Origin of the sequence: Mycolicibacterium lutetiense (genome assembly GCF_017876775.1) — a bacterium.
Taxonomy (GTDB): Bacteria; Actinomycetota; Actinomycetes; order Mycobacteriales; family Mycobacteriaceae; genus Mycobacterium; species Mycobacterium lutetiense.
In genome coordinates this window covers 810,438-830,100 of record NZ_JAGIOP010000002.1, presented here as the reverse complement: position 1 = coordinate 830,100, position 19,663 = coordinate 810,438, and the positions used below count along the sequence as shown (strand labels likewise).

The 19,663-nt window shown below is 67.4% G+C and carries 20 protein-coding genes; 16 read left to right on the top strand and 4 right to left on the bottom strand.

Annotated features, from left to right (window positions below; translation table 11 throughout):
• Positions 1–13: 13 nt before the first annotated feature.
• The 3 genes from JOF57_RS13255 (at position 14) to JOF57_RS13245 (ending at position 2,306) form a co-directional block, all read left to right on the top strand.
• Positions 14–1,375, top strand: coding sequence for a replication-associated recombination protein A (locus JOF57_RS13255; protein WP_209917108.1), 1,362 nt, complete (start codon positions 14–16; stop codon positions 1,373–1,375).
• 89 nt (positions 1,376–1,464) lie between these two features.
• Entirely contained in the window at positions 1,465–1,836 is a 372-nt protein-coding gene (locus tag JOF57_RS13250) for an ArsR/SmtB family transcription factor (RefSeq protein WP_209917107.1), read from the top strand.
• Entirely contained in the window at positions 1,833–2,306 is a 474-nt protein-coding gene (locus tag JOF57_RS13245; RefSeq protein WP_209917105.1) for an SRPBCC family protein, read from the top strand. Before JOF57_RS13250 ends, JOF57_RS13245 begins: the two co-directional genes overlap by 4 nt.
• 72 nt (positions 2,307–2,378) lie before the next feature.
• Here the strand turns inward: JOF57_RS13245 and JOF57_RS13240 are convergent, their stop codons facing one another.
• Together JOF57_RS13240 and JOF57_RS13235 are read right to left on the bottom strand one after the other, a co-directional pair.
• Complete coding sequence (locus JOF57_RS13240; RefSeq protein WP_209917103.1) at positions 2,379–2,687, bottom strand: GlsB/YeaQ/YmgE family stress response membrane protein; 309 nt, start codon at positions 2,685–2,687, stop codon at positions 2,379–2,381.
• A 91-nt stretch (positions 2,688–2,778) separates the two neighbouring features.
• Complete coding sequence (locus JOF57_RS13235) at positions 2,779–3,399, bottom strand: hypothetical protein (protein ID WP_209917101.1); 621 nt, start codon at positions 3,397–3,399, stop codon at positions 2,779–2,781.
• Positions 3,400–3,515: 116 nt separating this feature from the next.
• Between JOF57_RS13235 and JOF57_RS13230 the strand changes: the two genes are divergently transcribed.
• From JOF57_RS13230 to aroB, 9 genes are all read left to right on the top strand, one after another.
• Positions 3,516–3,917 (top strand): secondary thiamine-phosphate synthase enzyme YjbQ, encoded by a 402-nt coding sequence (locus tag JOF57_RS13230; RefSeq protein WP_209917099.1) that lies wholly within the window; start codon positions 3,516–3,518, stop codon positions 3,915–3,917.
• Between the two features lie 129 nt (positions 3,918–4,046).
• Positions 4,047–6,737 (top strand): alanine--tRNA ligase, encoded by a 2,691-nt coding sequence (alaS, locus tag JOF57_RS13225; protein WP_209917096.1) that lies wholly within the window; start codon positions 4,047–4,049, stop codon positions 6,735–6,737.
• Between the two features lie 5 nt (positions 6,738–6,742).
• Complete coding sequence (gene ruvX / locus JOF57_RS13220; RefSeq protein WP_209917094.1) at positions 6,743–7,261, top strand: Holliday junction resolvase RuvX; 519 nt, start codon at positions 6,743–6,745, stop codon at positions 7,259–7,261.
• Positions 7,254–8,498 carry an endolytic transglycosylase MltG gene (locus tag JOF57_RS13215; protein WP_209917092.1) on the top strand — a complete coding sequence of 415 codons (1,245 nt, stop codon included), beginning with the start codon at positions 7,254–7,256 and terminating at the stop codon, positions 8,496–8,498. Before ruvX ends, JOF57_RS13215 begins: the two co-directional genes overlap by 8 nt.
• Complete coding sequence (locus JOF57_RS13210) at positions 8,488–9,324, top strand: shikimate dehydrogenase (RefSeq protein ID WP_209917091.1); 837 nt, start codon at positions 8,488–8,490, stop codon at positions 9,322–9,324. Before JOF57_RS13215 ends, JOF57_RS13210 begins: the two co-directional genes overlap by 11 nt.
• Positions 9,325–9,333: 9 nt before the next feature.
• On the top strand, positions 9,334–9,759 hold the full coding sequence (locus tag JOF57_RS13205) for a prepilin peptidase (protein ID WP_209917089.1): 426 nt from the start codon (positions 9,334–9,336) through the stop codon (positions 9,757–9,759).
• A gap of 60 nt (positions 9,760–9,819) precedes the next feature.
• Positions 9,820–11,028, top strand: coding sequence for a chorismate synthase (gene aroC, locus JOF57_RS13200; protein WP_209917086.1), 1,209 nt, complete (start codon positions 9,820–9,822; stop codon positions 11,026–11,028).
• Positions 11,028–11,741 carry a shikimate kinase gene (locus tag JOF57_RS13195; protein ID WP_209917084.1) on the top strand — a complete coding sequence of 238 codons (714 nt, stop codon included), beginning with the start codon at positions 11,028–11,030 and terminating at the stop codon, positions 11,739–11,741. Before aroC ends, JOF57_RS13195 begins: the two co-directional genes overlap by 1 nt.
• A complete protein-coding gene (gene aroB, locus JOF57_RS13190; RefSeq protein ID WP_209917082.1) occupies positions 11,738–12,817 on the top strand; it encodes a 3-dehydroquinate synthase in 1,080 nt (359 codons plus the stop codon). The genes JOF57_RS13195 and aroB overlap by 4 nt, the downstream gene beginning before the upstream one ends.
• 55 nt (positions 12,818–12,872) lie before the next feature.
• Here aroB and JOF57_RS13185 read toward each other — a convergent pair whose 3' ends face one another.
• Positions 12,873–13,439, bottom strand: coding sequence for a B-4DMT family transporter (locus JOF57_RS13185; protein ID WP_209917080.1), 567 nt, complete (start codon positions 13,437–13,439; stop codon positions 12,873–12,875).
• 33 nt (positions 13,440–13,472) lie between these two features.
• On the opposite strand from JOF57_RS13185, the gene JOF57_RS13180 reads away from it, so the two are divergent.
• The 4 genes from JOF57_RS13180 to JOF57_RS13165 all read left to right on the top strand — a co-directional run bounded on the left by JOF57_RS13180 (position 13,473) and on the right by JOF57_RS13165 (position 17,979).
• A complete protein-coding gene (locus JOF57_RS13180) occupies positions 13,473–14,558 on the top strand; it encodes a M24 family metallopeptidase (protein WP_209917078.1) in 1,086 nt (361 codons plus the stop codon).
• A 24-nt stretch (positions 14,559–14,582) separates the two neighbouring features.
• Complete coding sequence (gene efp / locus JOF57_RS13175) at positions 14,583–15,146, top strand: elongation factor P (protein WP_209917075.1); 564 nt, start codon at positions 14,583–14,585, stop codon at positions 15,144–15,146.
• Between the two features lie 2 nt (positions 15,147–15,148).
• The gene (gene nusB, locus JOF57_RS13170) at positions 15,149–15,637 is read left to right on the top strand and encodes a transcription antitermination factor NusB (RefSeq protein ID WP_209917073.1); all 489 of its coding nucleotides are present in this window, start codon (positions 15,149–15,151) and stop codon (positions 15,635–15,637) included.
• Between the two features lie 92 nt (positions 15,638–15,729).
• The gene (locus JOF57_RS13165) at positions 15,730–17,979 is read left to right on the top strand and encodes a molybdopterin-dependent oxidoreductase (RefSeq protein ID WP_209917071.1); all 2,250 of its coding nucleotides are present in this window, start codon (positions 15,730–15,732) and stop codon (positions 17,977–17,979) included.
• Positions 17,980–18,008: 29 nt separating this feature from the next.
• Here the strand turns inward: JOF57_RS13165 and JOF57_RS13160 are convergent, their stop codons facing one another.
• Positions 18,009–19,427: an HNH endonuclease signature motif containing protein gene (locus JOF57_RS13160; protein WP_209917069.1), complete on the bottom strand. Its 1,419-nt coding sequence runs from the start codon at positions 19,425–19,427 to the stop codon at positions 18,009–18,011.
• Between the last annotated feature and the right edge of the window lie 236 nt (positions 19,428–19,663).

The following is a 19,663-nucleotide window of genomic DNA, read 5'->3' as shown; positions in this document are numbered from 1 at the left end:
GTAAGCAGAAGGCGTGTCCGACAGTTTGTTCGACGTGCCCGGTGAGCCCGCCCAGGCGGGCCCCGGTGCGGCGGCCCCCGCTTCGGCGGCCCCCGCTTCGGCGCCGATGGCCGTGCGGATGCGCCCGGCCGGCCTCGACGAGGTCGTCGGCCAGTCGCACTTGTTGCAGGCTGGATCGCCCTTGCGCCGCCTGGTGGAGGGATCGGGCGCGGCGTCGGTAATCCTGTACGGCCCTCCCGGCACGGGTAAGACCACGCTGGCCTCGCTGATCTCGCAGGCCACCGGCCGCCGGTTCGAGGCGCTCTCGGCCCTGAGCGCGGGCGTCAAGGAAGTCCGCGCGGTGATCGATGTTGCGCGGCGGGCCGCGGTGCACGGCGAACAGACCGTGCTGTTCATCGATGAGGTGCACCGCTTCTCCAAGACCCAGCAGGATGCGCTGCTGGCGGCGGTGGAGAACCGGATCGTGCTGTTGGTCGCAGCCACCACGGAAAACCCGTCGTTCTCGGTGGTGGCGCCGCTGCTGTCACGCTCGTTGATCCTGCAGTTGCAGCCGCTCACCCCGCAGGACGTCGAGACGGTGCTACGCCGCGCGATCACCGACCCGCGAGGGCTCGGCGGTGCGGTCGAGGTCACTGACGAGGCCGTCGACCTCATGGTGCAGCTCTCCGCCGGCGATGCGCGGCGGGCTCTCACCGCGTTGGAGGTGGCTTCGGAAACAGCCGGAGGGCCGGGTGGTGTCATTTCTTTCGAGACCATCGAGCAGTCGTTGGACAAAGCCGCGGTGCGCTACGACCGTGACGGTGATCAGCACTACGACGTCGTCAGCGCCTTCATCAAATCGGTGCGCGGATCGGACGTCGATGCGGCACTGCACTACCTGGCCCGGATGCTGGTGGCGGGGGAGGATCCACGCTTCGTGGCGCGCCGCCTGATGATCCTGGCCAGCGAGGACATCGGCATGGCCGATCCGACCGCGCTGCAGACCGCCGTCGCCGCCGCCCAGACCGTGCAACTGATCGGCATGCCCGAGGCGCAGCTCACGCTGGCGCATGCGACCGTGCACCTGGCCACCGCACCCAAGTCCAACGCGGTCACCACGGCGCTCGGTGCGGCCATGAACGACATCCGGGCCGGTAAGGCCGGGTTGGTGCCTTCGCACCTGCGGGACGGCCATTATTCGGGGGCGCAGAAGCTCGGCAACGCCGTGGGCTACAAGTACGCCCACGATCATCCCGATGGTGTTGTGCCGCAACAGTATCCACCCGATGAGCTGGTGGGGACGGACTATTACCAGCCGACCGGGCGTGGTTTCGAACGCGAGCTGGTCACCCGGGTCGACAAGCTGCGCGCCATCATTCGCCGCATCCGTCGCTGAGTTCCATCCGTCCGAACCCTTGACAAGGCTCCAGGGATCGCTCTACCTTGGTATTCAATCAATTGGTTGATCAACGGAGAGGTTGACCATTGGAGCACGATGGGGATGTCGATGGGAACTTGGATCGGGCCTTCCTGGCCCTCGCCGATCCGGTCCGGCGAGCGATGGTGGCACGTCTGTCCCGCGGCCCGGCCACCGTCAACGAACTGGCCGAACCTTTCGCCATCACGAAACAGGCTGTCTCCAAACATATTCAAGTACTCGAGCAGGCGGGTCTGGTCACCAGGACCCGAGATGCACAGCGTCGGCCGGTCCATCTCGACGCGGCCGCACTGGAAGGACTGACCGCATGGATCGACCGATATCGGCTCGACGCCGAACGCAATTACCGCAGGCTCGATGACCTGCTGGCCCGAATGACACCGAAATCAAACGACAAACCCGAGGAGAAACCGGAATGACGAACGCGCTCAATCTCACTGCCCCCGTCGACACTCTCGCGATGGAGTTCACCCGGCCCTTCGACGCGCCGGTCGATGCGCTGTTCCGCGCCCACGCCGAGCCCGAACTGGTCACACGGTGGCTGGGGCCGCACGGACTGGAGATGCGGATCGAGCACTGGGATTTCCGTACCGGCGGAGGCTATCGCTATCAGCACTCGGACGCGTCCGGTAACTATGGGTTCAACGGCGTCTATCACGTGGTGCGCCCGAACGAGCTCATCATCCAGACCTTCGAATTCGAAGGCGCCCCAGACATGGTGAACATCGAGTACGTCTGGTTCGACGACCTGGGCGACGGTCGCAGTCAGCTGCGCGGGCGATCCATCTGTCCCAACATCGAGGCCCGTGATGCCGTGCTGTCCTCCGGGATGGAGGGCGGAATGGCCGAGGGGTACGAACGCCTCGACGGTCTGCTCGGGGGCCGCTGAACGGACCGGTCCCCAGCGCAAACGGTCCCGCCCGCGAGAAGCGGGGCGGGACCGTTTGCGGTCGGACTGAAATCAGCGCAGCAGTCCGGACCGTCGCGTTCCCAGGATGCCGGTCCTTCGGCGTCCCATCAGCGCCGAGATCAGGGCCACACCGAGCGCGGCGACGATGACCTGGACGAGTAGTTCGAGCCAGTCGACACCGCTGGTGGCCGTCGGGATACCCATGCTGCGGGCCAGCGCGGTCCCGATGAACGCGGAGACGATGCCGACCAGGATCGTCACGAGAACGCCGATGGGTTGTCTGCCGGGAACGATCAAGCGGCCTATCACGCCGACGGCAATGCCGATGAGAATCGCGCTGATGATGCCGGTGATGGTCATTTTTCTCCTCCAGGGCTTGTCATGGCAGAACGAGGAGTACCCCGCCCCGGACCGGCGTAAACGGGGTCGTCAATTCCGATCGGTGTGCGCCTCAGGCCATCTCGGGTACGCGAAGGTGCGCCAGCACGAGTTCGAATTCGCCGACAGCGATCTGATCGGCGCCCAGATCACGTAGCCGGGCGGTGCGCAGCGCCCTGGCCTGATCGCGGTTGTGGTCCATCGCCTCGGCGCTGTCGAAAGTGGCCGAGGACACGGCCCGGCCCGACCCGCGGTCGAGCATGAGGCTGGCGCTGCAGAACCCCTCGAGGTCCTCCATCGCCGGCAGCACAGAGGTGCGGTAGAAGTCCACGGCCCGGTCGAACAGCTCGGGGCGGGCTCGCAGCCAGGTCGCCCGAACACAGGCGCCGGGTCCGGAGTACTGCTCGCGGTGCACCGCCGCGATCTCCCACTCGTCGACGGTGGCGGTGGCGGCGAACACCTCCACCACGCGATGGCGCATCGGTGCCACCGCGGCGGCGCTGGCATGCATGGCCTCTTCGGACCGCCAGGCCGTCGTGAGGACACCGTCGCCCGATTGCCGATCCACCATCAGGGACAGCCCGACGCAGCCATGAATGGTGTCGAGGGCGGGCATGACCTCGTCGCGGACATGGGCGATGCCGGCGTTGATGGCCTGGGTGCGCGCTGCGATCGTGGTTGAACGTGCGAACACGGTCCACCCCTTCCTGCCAGGGCGGCACCCCGGTGGCGCCACCGGTTCCACTCCCACCTTCCTCCGGTGCGCCGCAGGTGGCAATGGGCCGGCGGGTGCCCTCGTAGGCTGGGCGGATGGACACCGACGTGATCGAGGTGGACACCTCGCGGCGCCGCATCGTCGATCTCACCGACTCCGTGCGCGCGTTCTGTGGCGCGCACCGCGACGGCCTGTGCAACGTGTTCGTCCCGCACGCGACCGCCGGGGTGGCCATCATCGAGACCGGCGCCGGTTCGGACGACGACCTTCTCGATACCCTGGAACGGTTGTTGCCGCGCGATGACCGCTACCGGCACAGCCACGGAGCGTTCGGCCATGGCGCAGATCACGTGCTGCCTGCGCTGGTGTCACCGTCGGTGACGTTGCCGGTCCAGGCAGGCCGCCCGCTGCTGGGAACCTGGCAGAGCGTGGTGCTGGTCGATCTGAACCGCGACAACCCGCAGCGCCACGTGCGGCTGAGCTTTCTGGGGGCGTGACCGGCGGGCTCAGCGGTGTGCGCCTCGTCGCCTTTTCGGGGTGAACGCGCAGAACGGTAATGTAAAGCGATCTCACTGGTGGTTGCCTGCGCAACCCCAGCCACCCACGAACACGAGGACACGAACAACGTGCAGACACACGAGATCAGGAAGCGCTTCCTCGATCATTTCGTGAAGGCGGGCCACACCGAGGTGCCCAGCGCCTCGGTGGTCCTCGACGACCCCAACCTGTTGTTCGTCAACGCCGGCATGGTGCAGTTCGTGCCCTATTTCCTCGGTGCGCGCACCCCGCCGTACAACACCGCCACCAGCGTGCAGAAGTGCATCCGCACCCCCGACATCGAAGAAGTCGGTATCACCACCCGGCACAACACCTTCTTCCAGATGGCCGGCAACTTCTCGTTCGGCGACTATTTCAAGAAGCGCGCCATCGAGCTGGCCTGGACCCTGCTGACCAACCCGGTCAGCGACGGCGGCTACGGATTCGACCCGGAAAGACTGTGGGCGACGGTCTATCTGGATGACGACGAGGCGATCTCGCTGTGGCAGGAGGTCGCCGGGCTGCCGCTCGAGCGCATCCAGCGCCGCGGCATGGTCGACAACTACTGGTCGATGGGCATCCCCGGGCCGTGCGGACCGTGTTCGGAGATCTACTACGACCGCGGCCCGGAGTACGGCATCGAGGGCGGCCCCGAGGCCAACGAAGACCGCTATATCGAGATCTGGAATCTCGTGTTCATGCAGAACGAGCGCGGGGAGGGCCCCGCCAAGGAGGGCTACGAGATCCTCGGCCCGCTGCCGCGCAAGAACATCGACACCGGCATGGGTGTCGAGCGGATCGCCTGCCTGCTTCAGGACGTGGACAACGTCTACGAGACCGATCTGGTCAAGCCGGTCATCGACGTGGTCGCCGGGATCGCCCCCCGCGGTTACGGCAAGGGCAGTCACGAGGACGATGTCCGCTACCGCATCATCGGCGATCACAGTCGTACCGCGGCGATCATCATCGGCGACGGTGTCAGCCCCGGAAACGAGGGCCGCGGTTACGTGCTGCGGCGGTTGCTGCGCCGCATCATCCGCGCCGCCAAGCTGCTCGGTGTCGACGAGCCGATCATGAGTCGGCTGATGACCACCGTGCGCGACGAGATGGGCCCGTCGTATCCGGAACTGGTCACCGACTTCGAACGGATCCACCGCATCGCGGTGGCCGAGGAGACGGCGTTCAACCGCACCCTGGTCGCAGGCTCGAGGCTGTTCGACGACGCCGCCGCGAAGACGAAGCACGCGGGAATCTCCAGGCTCTCCGGCGCCGACGCATTTACCTTGCACGACACCTACGGTTTCCCGATCGACCTCACCCTTGAGATGGCAGCCGAGGCCGGCCTGTCCGTCGATGAGCAGGGCTTCCGCTCGTTGATGGCCGAGCAACGTCAGCGCGCGAAGGCCGATGCCGCCGCGCGCAAGCAGGCCCACACCGATCTTTCGGCGTACCGCGAGCTGGTCGACGCCGGACCCACCGAGTTCACCGGCTTCGATGAATTGTCCACTGAGGCACGCATTCTCGGAATCTTTGTGGACGGCAAGCGGGTGCCGGTGGTGACCCACGAGGACGTCGACGCCGAGCGCGTCGAACTGATCTTGGACCGCACCCCGTTCTACGCCGAGTCGGGCGGCCAGATCGCCGATGAGGGTGCGATTTCCGGCACGGGCTCGTCGGCCACCGCCAAGGCTGCGGTCACCGATGTGCAGAAGATCGCCAAAACCCTGTGGGCGCACCGGATCAACGTGGAGTCCGGAGAATTCGTCGAGGGCGACACCGTCACCGCCGCAGTGGATCCGAAGTGGCGTCGCGGTGCCACGCAGGGGCACTCCGGTACCCACATGGTGCACGCCGCATTGCGACAGGTGCTGGGCCCCACCGCCGTTCAGGCGGGTTCGCTGAACCGTCCCGGTTATCTGCGGTTCGACTTCAACTGGCAGGGCGCGTTGACCGAAGACCAGCGCTCGCAGATCGAAGTGGTCACCAACGAGGCCGTCGAGGCCGACTACCAGGTGAACACGTTCCTCACCGCCCTGGATAAGGCCAAGGCGATGGGCGCGATGGCGATGTTCGGGGAGAACTACCCCGACGAGGTGCGGGTGGTCGATATCGGTGGGCCGTTCTCGCTGGAACTCTGCGGCGGCACCCACGTACACAACTCGGCCCAGATCGGACCGGTCACCATCCTCGGCGAATCCTCGGTCGGGTCCGGGGTGCGCCGCGTCGAGGCCTACGTCGGGCTGGAGTCCTTCCGCCATCTGGCCAAGGAACGTGCCCTGATGGCAGGACTGGCCTCGTCGCTGAAGGTGCCGTCTGAAGAGGTGCCCGCCCGGGTGGCGAACCTGGTGGAACGACTCAAGGCGGCCGAGAAGGAACTCGACAAGGCCCGTCTGGCCAACGCCCGGGCCGCCGCGGCCAACGCGGCCGCAGGTGCGGAGACCATCGGCAAGGTGCGCGTGGTCGCACAACGCATGGCCGGCGGCATGTCGGCCGGTGATCTGCGCAGCCTCGTCGGCGACATCAAGGGCAAGCTCGGCTCCGACCCCGGGGTGGTCGCCCTGATCGCCGAGGGCGAGGACGACTCGGTGCCCTTCGTGGTGGCGGTCAACCCAGCGGCACAGGATCTGGGCCTGCGCGCCAACGAACTGGTCAAGCAGTTCGGCGCGGCGGTCAACGGCCGCGGGGGCGGCAAGGCGGACATGGCACAAGGTTCCGGTAAGGGGGCGGCGGGTATCGACGCGGCATTGGCCGCGCTGCGCGCCGAGATCGGCCGGGGCTAGCCGTCGTGCCCGGCACGATCGACGATCGGTTACCGGACCGCCCAGGGGACGATGACCCCGGACGTGGGCGGCGCATCGGCATCGACGTCGGCACCGTGCGGATCGGCGTGGCCAGTTGCGATCCCGACGGGATATTGGCCACCCCGGTCGAGACCGTGCAGCGGGACAAGCGGGACCGGTCGGGCAAGCACCTGCGCCGGCTGGTGACCCTGATCGGCGAGTACGAGGCCGTCGAGGTCGTCGTCGGGCTGCCACGCACCCTCGCGGACCGGGCCGGCACCTCCGCCGTCGACGCCGTCGCACTCGCCGAACTGCTGGCCCGTCGGATCGCCCCCATACCGGTGCGGTTGGCTGACGAACGGCTGACTACTGTGTCGGCGCAGCGATCGTTGCGCGAAGCGGGGGTCCGGGCAAAGGGGCAGAAGGCGATGATCGACCAGGCCGCAGCCGTGGGCATTCTGCAAAGCTGGCTGGATCAGCGGCGTGCGGCTCTGTCCGCGCGCGGAGAGGGCATGGATGGCTGAGAAGTGGGGTGCCGACAAGGCCGAGCCCGAGGCGATCGGACCACCGCGCCGCGGGATGAGCAAGGCCGAGCGGGCCCGCAAAGCCCGTAGCGACCGGAAGCGACGCGCCACCCGCGGCCTCTCACTCGCCGCACTCATCATGGTGGTGATCGGCGCGGTGTTCCTGGGTTCCAAACTGTGGCACGGCATGTCCGGGACCACCGGCGACTACGCCGGTGACGGCCTCGCCGATGTCGTCATCCAGGTCCACGACGGCGACTCCACGACGGCCATCGCCAAAACCCTGCAAGACCAGAAGGTGGTCGCCACGGTCAAGTCGTTTGTCGACGCGGCCCACCAGAACGAGGCGATCTCGGCGATTCAACCCGGCTTCTACAAGCTGCGCACCGAGATCCCGGCGGCCAGTGCCGTTGCGCGCCTGGCCGATCCGGAAAGCCGGGTGGGCAAGCTGACCATCCCGGAGGGACGCCAGCTCGACGACACCGCGGATGTCAAGACCAAGGCCGTCACACAAGGCATCTTCGCCCTGATCTCGCAGGCCTCCTGCGTCGAACTCGACGGCACACAGCGCTGCGTGCCGGTCGATCAGCTGCGCGCCGCCGCGCAATCGGCACCCGCTGCCGCGTTGGCGGTACCGGAATGGGCGGCGGCTCCGGTCGCGGCGATGCCCAACGATCACCGGCGGCTGGAGGGGCTGATCGCACCCGGCACCTGGAACGTGGATCCGGCGGGGTCGGCACAGGACATCCTGTCCACCCTGATCGGCGCCAGCGCGACCGTCTACACCGAGAGCGGTCTGCTCGACACGGCCGCCGCAATGCAGATGTCGCCGTACCAGATCCTCACGGTCGGTTCCCTGGTGCAACGCGAGGCGAAGCCGCAGGACTTCGACAAGGTCGCCCGGGTGATCTACAACCGTCTGGCCGAACACCGCAAGCTGGAGTTCGACTCGACCGTGAACTATCCGCTGGACCGCCAGGAAGTGGCGACCACCGATGGCGACCGGGCCAAGACCACGCCGTGGAATACCTATATGAGTCAAGGCCTTCCGCAGACACCGATCTGCTCGCCCGGCATCGAGGCGCTGGCCGCGGCCGAGCATCCGGCGGCAGGGGACTGGTTGTACTTCGTGACCATCGATCTGCAGGGCACCACGTTGTTCACCCGCGACTACGACCAACACCTGGCCAACATCGAACTGGCGCAGAACAACGGTGTCCTCGACAGTGCCCGATAGGCGGCCCGCCGCCGTGCCCGATAGCGGAAGCCGCAGCGCGGCTGTTCTAGGCTCCCCGATCACCCATTCGCGGTCGCCGCAGCTACATCTGGCTGCCTACCAGGCGCTGGGGCTGTCGTCGTGGACCTATGAGCGCATCGAGTGCACGGCCGAACAACTGCCCGGACTCGTCAGCGCCATGGGCCCGGAATGGGTCGGCCTTTCGGTCACCATGCCCGGCAAGTTCGCCGCACTGGAGTTCGCCGATCAGCGCACCGAACGCGCCGAATTGGTGGGCTCAGCCAACACCCTGGTCCGGATGCCCACGGGCGGTTGGCGCGCCGACAACACAGATGTCGACGGAGTGATCGGCGCGCTCGGCACGGCAGGCGATTCGGCGCTGGTCATCGGATCCGGCGGCACGGCCCCGGCGGCCGTCGTGGCCCTGGCCGAACTCGGCGTGCAGCGGATCACCATCGTGGCGCGCGACGAGGGCAAAGCTGCACGGTTGGTGGAGTTGGCCGGTCGCTGTGGGGCGCACAGCAGCTGGTGCGACATCGGCAGCTCAGCGCTGAGCGACGCGGTGGCCACCGCGGACACCGCCGTCAGCACCATCCCGGCCGACGCAGCGGCCGCCTACGCGGGCACCCTGGCAGCGGTGCCGCGACTGCTCGACGCCATCTACGACCCATGGCCCACCCCGCTGGCCGAGGCGGTCGAGGCCGCAGGCGGTGAGGCGATCAACGGGCTGCAGATGCTGCTGAATCAGGCGTTCGCCCAGGTGGAGCAGTTCACCGGCCGGGCGGCTCCCAAACAGGCGATGAGAGACGCGCTGATTGGGGCTTAGCCTCGGTAGATGGGGGTGGGGGCAGCCGCCATCGCAGGTGCCTGGCTACTGGCGTTGAGCGGATATGACATTGCCGAACGCAGGTTGCCGAACTGGTTGACGTTTCCCGGCGCGGTGCTGGTTCTCGGCGCGGCGACACTGGGTGGACGCGGTCTCGCCGCACTGGCCGGCGCGGCGACATTGTCGGTGCTGTACCTGCTGGTGCACCTGGTATCGCCACGGGCCATGGGCGGCGGCGACGTCAAACTCGCGGTCGGGTTGGGTGCGATGACGGGTGCGTTCGGAATCGATGTGTGGCTACTGGCGGCGTTGGCCGCCCCGATGTTCACCGCAGTCCTGGCACTCGGTGCGGCCGCGCGCGGTATCCGGACCGTGCCGCACGGACCCTCGATGTGTGCCGCCAGCGCGGTAGCGGTTGCCCTGGTTCTGGCCTAGCTTCGTCGCCGACAACCACGGATTTCGGGGAGGCAAACCCCACGTGGGAGAATGACAGCCGTGTTGCGATGGACTACCGCAGGTGAATCTCATGGCCGTGCCCTGGTGGCGATGGTCGAAGGCATGGTTGCAGGTGTGCCCATCACCTCCGAGGAGATCGGGGCACAGCTGAAGCGTCGTCGCCTCGGCTACGGCCGGGGCGCCCGGATGAAGTTCGAACAGGACCAGGTCACGATGCTGGCCGGGGTGCGGCACGGCGCCACCCTGGGCGGGCCGATCGCCATCGAGATCGGCAACACCGAGTGGCCCAAGTGGGAGACGGTGATGTCTCCGGACCCGGTCGACCAGAGCCTGCTTGCCGAAAAAGATTCAGCGCGCAACGCCCCGCTGACCCGTCCCCGCCCCGGGCATGCCGATTACGCAGGCATGCTCAAGTACGGATTCGACGATGCCCGCCCGGTGCTGGAACGTGCCAGTGCCCGCGAGACCGCTGCGCGGGTGGCGGCAGGCACCGTGGCCCGGGCGTTCCTGCGGGCGGCCCTCGGTGTCGAGGTCGTCTCCCACGTCATCTCCATCGGTGCGTCCAAGCCCTACGACGGCCCGCCGCCGCAGTTCTCCGATCTGGAGGCGATCGACGACAGCCCGGTCCGGGCGTTCGACAAGGACGCCGAGTCCTCGATGATCGCCGAGATCGAAGATGCCAAGAAGGACGGCGACACCCTCGGCGGTGTGGTCGAGGTTGTGGTCGCGGGTCTGCCGATCGGATTGGGCTCGTTCACCAGCGGCGACAACCGCCTCGACAGCCAGCTGGCCGCCGCGGTGATGGGCATCCAGGCGATCAAGGGCGTGGAGATCGGCGACGGTTTCGAGACCGCACGCCGCCGCGGCAGCGTCGCGCACGATGAGATGTACCCCGGCCCCGACGGCATCCTGCGCTCGACGAATCGGGCCGGCGGACTGGAAGGCGGCATGACCAACGGCCAGGCGCTGCGGGTCCGGGCCGCGATGAAGCCGATCTCGACCGTCCCGCGGGCACTGGCCACCGTCGACATGGCGACCGGTGAAGAAGCCGTTGCCATTCACCAGCGTTCCGACGTCTGCGCGGTACCGGCCGCCGGTGTGGTGGTGGAGACCATGGTCGCGCTGGTGGTGGCCCGCGCCGTGTTGGAGAAGTTCGGTGGGGACTCCTTGACCGAGACCCGCGCCAACATCGACGCCTACCTGCGGGCCGTCGCCGAGCGCGAGCCGGCGGCGCAGGCCCTGGGCTGATGGCCCCCAAGGCGGTACTGATCGGCCTGCCGGGCTCGGGCAAGTCGACCATCGGCCGCCGGTTGGCCAAGGCGCTGAACCTCACCATGCTGGATACCGACGCCGCGATCGAGGAGACCACCGGCCGCAAGATCGCCGACATCTTCGCCACCGACGGCGAGGCGGAGTTCCGCCGTATCGAGGAAGAGGTCATCCGCTCGGCACTGGCCGACCACGACGGCGTGCTGTCCCTTGGGGGCGGCGCGGTCACCACCCCTGGAGTGCGTGAGGCGTTGGCCGGGCACACCGTCGTGTACCTGGAGATCAGTGCGGCCGAGGGGGTGCGCCGCACCGGTGGTTCCACGGTCCGGCCGCTGCTGGCCGGGCCTGACCGCGCCGAGAAGTACCGTGCCCTGATGTCCGAACGGGTGCCGCTCTACCGTCGGGTCGCGACCATGCGGATCAACACCAACCGGCGCAACCCCGGTGCGGTGGTCCGCACGATCGTCACGCGACTGGAGAACCACCCGATCCAGAAGCAGCCCCAGAAGCAGGACGAGCAGCCGAAAACGACGAGGCGGCGCCGGCGGCGTCCGCCGTGGCGGCGTGGCGCGGCCTCCGGATCCCCGTCCGGTTCCGAGTCCGCCGGCGGCACGACCGCATCCGAACCTGAATCGAAAGCCATACCCACCCCAGCGGCCCTGGCCGCGCGCAACGCGGAGCGACAACAATGACTGACCCGGTAATCGTCGAGGTACTGGTGGACCGGCCTTACCCGGTCATCATCGGAACCGGCCTGCTCGGCGAGCTGGGAAACACGCTCGAGGGCCGTCACAAGGTGGCGATCCTGAATCAGCCGGTCCTCACCCAGACCGCTGAAGCCATCCGGCAACACTTGGCCGACAAGGGAATTGAAGCCCACCGTATCGAAATTCCGGATGCCGAGGCGGGCAAGGAACTGCCCGTCGTCGGATTCATCTGGGAAGTGCTGGGGCGCATCGGCATTGGTCGTAAGGACGCCGTCGTCAGCCTGGGTGGGGGAGCGGCCACCGATGTCGCGGGCTTTGCTGCGGCCACCTGGCTGCGGGGCGTCGACATCGTGCACGTGCCGACCACCCTGCTGGGCATGGTCGACGCGGCGGTGGGCGGCAAGACCGGGATCAACACCGAAGCCGGCAAGAACCTCGTCGGCGCGTTCCATCAGCCGGCCGCTGTGCTGGTAGATCTCGCGACACTGGAAACCTTGCCGCGCAACGAGATCATCGCCGGAATGGCCGAGATCGTGAAGGCCGGCTTCATCGCCGACCCGGTGATCCTCGATCTGATCGAGGCCGATCCGGAGGCGGCCCTGGATCCCACCGGGACCGTCCTGCCCGAACTCATCCGGCGCGCGATCACCGTCAAGGCCGAGGTGGTTGCTGCCGACGAACGCGAATCGCAGTTGCGCGAGATCCTCAACTACGGCCATACCCTCGCGCACGCCATCGAGCGCCGCGAGCGGTACAAGTGGCGCCACGGCGCCGCCGTGTCGGTGGGCCTGGTGTTCGCGGCCGAGTTGGGCCGCCTGGCGGGGCGTCTCGACGACAAGACCGCCGACCGGCACCGCTCGGTGCTGACCGCGCTCGGGTTGCCGGTCAGCTACGACGGCGACGCTCTGCCCCAGTTGATGGACTACATGGCAGGCGACAAGAAGAACCGCTCGGGCGTACTGCGGTTCGTGGTGCTGGACGGGCTGGCCAAGCCGGGCCGGCTGGAAGGGCCGGACCCGTCACTGTTGGTGGCCGCATACGCAGAAGTGGCGCGGGCCTGATCGCCTGCGCCACCTGCGCGGAGAATTCTGCTCTGCCCTCGCGGGCAGGGGATCGCTACTGCTTGGGCTGGTCGGGGTAGTCGACGGGTTGCGTGGTGTCTGGGGTTTCCGTGGCGCCGTTCGCGCTCACAGCGGCGAACACGTCGGTGTCGGCGCGATCGTCGGCGGCCAGGCCATGGTGGCGTTGGCGGGGCTGCGGCGGGGCCTTACGGTCCACCAGCCAGCGGCCCACCGTCACACCGGCCACACCCAGCAGGAACACCAGCAGCGCGGTGAAAGCCGCGAACGTGGTGACCTCGTTGACGAGCGCATCGGTGTAGAGGCTCTTGTAGAAGAGCCCGATGAACCACGCCACCAGGCCGCTGACGACACCGGCGAACAGGCCGGCGACCAGCCAGGTCATCGCCATGTCGGCGCGACGATCCGGGTCCGGATTGTTGCGTGCGTCGGTCTGGCCGTCCAGTAGACCCCAGATCAACACGCCTATTCCGAACAACGTGACCAGGCCCAGGCTGAACCAGGTGGCGTTACCCGGCGAGGCGTTGATCAGTGCTCCTTGCAATAAGCGCACTATGACCATCGCTGTTGCGAACACCACTCCGCGCAGTAACCACTTGCTCATGGGGGCACACTGTAGCGAGTAGCGTCACCGACCGTGACTATTTCCCAGCGCAGAGACCGGCTGCGCCGTCGGCTGGCCGAATCCGGCCTGGACGCGATGCTGGTAACTGACCTGGTCAACGTGCGTTATCTGTCCGGATTCACCGGTTCGAACGCGGCCCTGCTGATTCTCGCCGAGGATGTCGTGCCGGTGCTGGCCACCGATGGGCGCTACCGCACGCAAGCCGCGCATCAGTCACCGGACGCCGAAGTGGTCATCGAGCGGGCCTGCGGGTCGCATCTGGCCGGGCGCGCCGCCCGAGTCGGCGCCCTGCGGTTGGGCTTCGAGAGCCATGTGGTGACCGTGGACGCCTACACGGCCCTGAGAAAGGCGGCCGGTGATTCGGTCGAGTGGGTACGTGCGGCCGGCACGGTGGAGGCCCTGCGGGAGGTCAAGGATGCCGGGGAGATCGCGATGCTGCGGTTGGCCTGTGAGGCCGCCGACGCGGCGCTCATGGATCTCCTGGAACGCAGCGGTCTGCGGCCCGGCCGCACCGAGCGGGAGGTCCGCAACGAACTCGAAGCTCTGATGCTCGACCACGGCGCCGACGGACCGTCCTTCGAGACGATCGTGGCGACGGGCGCGAACTCCGCCATCCCGCACCATCGGCCCACTGATGCCGTGCTGGCCGCCGGGGATTTCGTGAAGATCGACTTCGGCGCCCTGGTGGAGGGCTATCACTCCGACATGACGCGCACGTTCGTGCTGGGCCCGGCGGCGCAGTGGCAGCGTGATATCTATGGCCTGGTCGCGACCGCGCAGCAGGCCGGGTGCGACGCGCTGGCCCCCGGCGTTTCGCTCAGCGCCGTGGACACCGCATCGCGCCAGGTCATCGCCGATGCCGGTTACGGCGACCACTTCGGCCACGGACTCGGCCACGGCGTCGGACTGCAGATCCACGAAGCGCCGGGAATCAACGCCACGGCCGCCGGTACACTGCTTGCTGGCTCTGCGGTCACCGTTGAGCCCGGTGTCTACTTGCCCGATCGCGGCGGTGTCCGGATCGAGGACACCCTGGTCGTGGGCGAGGCGGCGCCCGACCTGCTTACCCGGTTCCCCAAAGAACTGGCCATCTTGTGACAGAAACTTAGGAGCAGCACCCTCATGGCATCGACTGCCGACTTCAAGAACGGGCTTGTCCTGCAGATCGACGGCCAGCTGTGGCAGATCGTGGAGTTTCAGCACGTCAAACCCGGCAAAGGCCCGGCCTTCGTCCGCACGAAGCTGAAGAACGTGGTGTCCGGCAAGGTCGTCGACAAGACCTACAACGCCGGCGTGAAGGTGGAGACCGCCACCGTGGACCGCCGCGACGCCACCTACCTGTACCGCGACGGCAGCGACTTCGTCTTCATGGATTCCGAAGACTTCAACCAGCATCCGTTGTCCGAGGCGCTCGTCGGCCGCTTGGCCGATTTCCTGCTGGAAGGCCTGCCTGTGCAGATCGCCTTCCACGAGTCCGCGCCGCTGTACCTGGAACTGCCGGTGTCCGTCGAACTCCTGGTCGCCCACACCGAACCGGGCCTGCAGGGCGACCGCTCCAGCGCCGGCACCAAGCCGGCCACCATGGAGTCCGGCGCCGAGATCCAGGTTCCGCTGTTCATCAACACCGGTGACAAGCTCAAGGTAGACACCCGTGACGGCAACTACCTCGGCCGCGTGAATGGCTGACCATGCCTGACCGCCGCGGTGACCGGGGCCGTCACCAGGCCCGCAAGCGGGCCGTCGATCTGCTGTTCGAGGCTGAGGCCCGCGGTCTGACGGCGGAGGCGGTGGCCGATGGCCGTGCCGCGCTTGCCGAGGACCAGGAGGACGTCAGTCCGCTCAATCCCTACACGGTGTCGGTGGCACGTGGTGTGACCGAGCACGCCGCCCACATCGACGATCTCATCTCCGCCCACCTGCAGGGGTGGACGCTGGAACGGCTGCCCGCCGTGGACCGCGCCATCCTGCGTGTGGCGGTCTGGGAACTGCTGCACGCCGACGACGTCCCGGAGCCCGTGGCCGTGGACGAGGCCGTCGAGCTTGCCAAAGAGCTGTCCACCGACGACTCGCCCGGGTTCGTCAACGGGGTGCTGGGCCAGGTGATGCTGGTAACCCCGCAGATCCGCGCCGCCGCCGCGGCCGTTCAGGGCTCGGTCCAGGACAACCCCGAGCAGTAGGGCACGTCCCGGACATCGGGAACCTCGGCGCCGTTCGGTGCCAGGATGTTGTTACGTGTGTTGTCACCCGTAACAACGTCCGGAGGTCGCTGATGGGTAATGCGCCGAGAAGAATCGCCAACGTCGGCGAGGACGGCCTCCATCTGCACGCCTGTCCGCTGTGTGAAGCCATGTGCGGCTTGGAGGTCCAGGTCTCGGGCGGCAAGGTTGCCAGCGTTCGGCCGAACAAGGCCGACCAGTGGAGTGCGGGGCACATCTGCCCGAAGGGCGCGTCACTGGCCGGGCTGCACGACGACCCCGACCGGATCCGCCGGCCGATGATCAAGATCGACGGTCAGTGGTCCGAGGTCGACTGGGACACCGCATTCCGCCGCTGCACCGAACTGCTTGCGCCGGTCATCGAGAAGTACGGCATCGGTGCCGTCGCGGCGTACACCGGAAACCCACTGGCGCACTCGTTTTCGTTGTCGCGCTACGCGGCGGTCCTGCTGGGCCTGTCCGGTATGCCGATCACCTACTCGCCCGGGACCATCGACCAGTGGCCGAAGAACTTGTCGTCGCACCTGATGTACGGCAGCTGGTGGGCGTTCCCGACCCCGGACATCCAGCGCACCGACCTGTTGGTGATCATGGGCGCCAACCCCGCGGCGTCACAGGGCTCGCTGCTGGCTGCGCCGGACGTGATGGGCATCATCGATGGTATCCGTAAGCGCGGCAGGGTGATCGTCATCGACCCGGTGCGCACCACCACCGCCGCCAAGGCCGACGAGTGGTTGCCGATCACGCCCGGCACCGATGCGGCGCTGCTGCTCGGGATCGTTCACACCGTGTTCGATGAAGGGCTGGCCAACCTCGGCGAGTTGGAGCGCCACCTCGACGGGGTGTCGGCGCTGCAACAGGTGGTGGCCGACTGGTCGCCCGAAAGAGTCTCTGCCGTAACGGGTATCGATGCGGAGCGGATTCGCGGCCTGGCCCGCGAGCTGGCCGGCACACCCCGGGCGGTGGTTTACGGCCGGATCGGCACCTGCAATCAGGAGTTCGGCAGCCTGGCCAGCTGGCTGGTCGACGTGGTCAACATCGTCACAGGCCATTTCGACACCCCCGGCGGCGCAATGTTCGCTACTCCGACCGCCTGGACCGTCACCAGCCAGCCGATCCCGGGACTGGAGGACGGGGCGCCCAACTTCGGCCGCTACCGCACCCGGGTCCGCGGGGCCAAAGAGGTGATGGGCCAGGTTCCGGTGTCGTGCATGCTCGAAGAGATCGTCACTCCCGGAGAGGGGCAGCTGAAGGCGCTGATCACGGTGGCCGGGAACCCGGTGTTGTCGACTCCGGGTGGCGACAAACTCGACGAGGCGCTGCCGCTACTCGACGCGATGATCGCGGTGGATCTGTGGCTCAACGAGACCACCAGGCACGCCGATGTCATCCTGCCCGGCGCCTCGGCGCTCGAGCAGCCGCATTCCGCCGATCTGCTGCTGGGTGCGGCGATCAACAGCTTCGCCCGTTACTCGCCGCCGGTCTTCCATCGCGAGGATCCCGATGCGCCAGAGGAGTGGGAGATTCTGATCCGGTTGACCGGGCTGTGCACCGGCACTCCGGCCGAGGACGTCGACATCGCCGCGCTCGACGACGGCTGGTTCGATTACCTGTGCTTCACCCAGGGGCTCGACGGCGCCGAGATCCGCAAGCGCTACGACCATGGCGGCCCGGAACGCATGCTCGATCTCACGCTGCGGACCGCCCCGTTCGGCGACCGGTATGGCGACAACCCGGACGGCCTGACCTTGGAGAAGCTCAAGGCTCATCCGGACGGGATCAACTACGGTCCGATGGTGCCCCGGGTACCCGAGGTGCTCGGGACCTCCGACCAGAAGATCCGGGTGGCACCGCAGTATCTGCTCGACGACCTGCCCCGATTGGCCGAGCGACTCGATCGTGCCTCCGATGATCTGGTGCTGGTCAGCCGGCGGCATCTGCGGTCCAACAACTCCTGGCTACACAACGTGGGCTCGCTGATGAAGGGCCGCGACCGGTGCACACTGCTCATGCACAGCCGCGACGCCGCCGAGCGCGGTATCGCCCACGGCGACAACGCGGAAGTGGCGTCGACTGCCGGCAAGATCGTGGTGCCCGTCGAGGTGACCGACGCGATCAAACCCGGCGTGGTGTCCATGCCGCACGGCTGGGGACACGGCCGGCCGGGCACCCGGCTGGGTGTCGCCAACGCGGCACCCGGGGTGAACACCAACGTCCTGTCGCTGCCCGACTTCATCGACGAGCCGTCCGGAAACGGTGCACTCAACGGCATCCCGGTCACGGTCAGCGCGGCAGGCTCGTAAGCGCGGCTGGAGCTCGGTGTTTCGATCCGTCAACCAGCTGGCTCCGGGGGGATCAGGAGTTCCTCGGGGCGGAAGTGGTGGTTGAGGGTGTCTTGCGCGGTATCCATCAGGGGTGGTGGGTGCCAGTGGATGCGGCCGGTGTCGGGGTCGACGCTGGTGGTCCAGCCGAGTCCGACCAGGCGGTTGTCGGGTCCGCAGCTCAGTGCGAGGTCGGGGGCGTCGGTGTGGCCGCCGTGTTGCCAATCGGCCTTGGCGTGGTGGGCCTGGCAGTGGTCGGCTGGTGCGGTGCAGCCGGGGCGGGTGCAGCCGCGGTCGCGGTTGTAGAGCAGGAGTCGTTGGGCTTTGGTGGCCAGCCGCGTGGTGCGGGCCATGTAGAGCGGCTCTGCAGTGTGGTGCTCGTACACGATGAGGTACTGAAAGCTGTGGGACGCCAACCGGATCAGGTCTTTCATCGGCATCCGTATCCCCGAGCCGGTGACCGCAATCCCGGCCCCGGCTTCGAGTTCGGCCAGGGTGGTGGAGACGACCACGGTGACCGGCAGGCCGCCGTGGCGGCCGAGTCGTTTGGACATCAGTAGTTCGCGCAGCGCCACTTTGAGTGCGTCGTGGTTGCGCTGAGACTGGGTCCGGGTGTCGCGGGCCGCCGCTTCCTTCTGCGCTTGATGGTCGGGGGAGGCGTCGGGTTCGGGCGGGTTGGGTGTCGGGTTGTGTAGCGGCTCAGGATCGTCGGGGTTGTTGATGCCTGGCGCGCCCCACACTCCGGTGACGGTGGACAGATATGCCGCTGCCTCGGGGTCCAGCCAGCCCTGGACATGAACCAGTCCGTCGGGATCTTGCTTACCGATACGCAGGCCACGTAGGTGGGCGGCGACATCGGGTGAGTCGCCATCTTGGTTGAGCAGATACAACAGTTTGTCGGCGGCGGCCTTCAGTGTTTCGGGGGTGTCGCGGGTAGCTGCGATCACCAGGTCCGTTTCGATCTGGGCGAGTTCAGCAGGGCTGACGTACTTTTCGGTTTTCGCCACTGTGTCGCCGATGATCGTGATGTGTTCGGTGTTGATCGACCCGGACAGCAGCGCCTGGGCGCACGCGGGCAGCGCTGGTTCCAGCACCTCGCCGGTGAGGCCGTATCGCGGGCCCAGGTTCTCAGCTGCGGCCACTCTGCGTGAGGCTTCCTTGCGGCTGATCCTCATCCGGGTGGCAAGGACGTCGGTCCATGACTTGGCACCGATCTCTGCTGGGGTGGTGCGGGCCATCAGCGCGGACTGGATGCGGTGTTCGATCATGGCTTCGGTGCGGGCGTGCTGTTCGCGCTCGGACTGCATCGCCAACAACTCTGCGGTGTCGAATCCCGTGAAATCCGCATCGACCAGCGACGCGGTCGCAGCCCGGTAGCCGGCCAGCGCGGTGTGCACCGCGTTCCGGTTCTGAACAAACCCGACCATCATGTCTCGAACACTAGTTCGATCGTCCGACAAGAAACCGCTGATCGGGACTGATGTGGCCAAAGTTGCCAAAGTTTTTTGGCGACGTTTCGATCATCGGGATTTGTAAATTCTTGTCACCGCCGAGGTGGCGCAATGCGAGCCCGACGGACGGTTTCGCCAGGTACTTCTACGTCGGTCGGCGGCGCAATCCGTTAACCTGCGCCGACGGGGAAATCGTCGCGCTGCGAGGCCCCCGA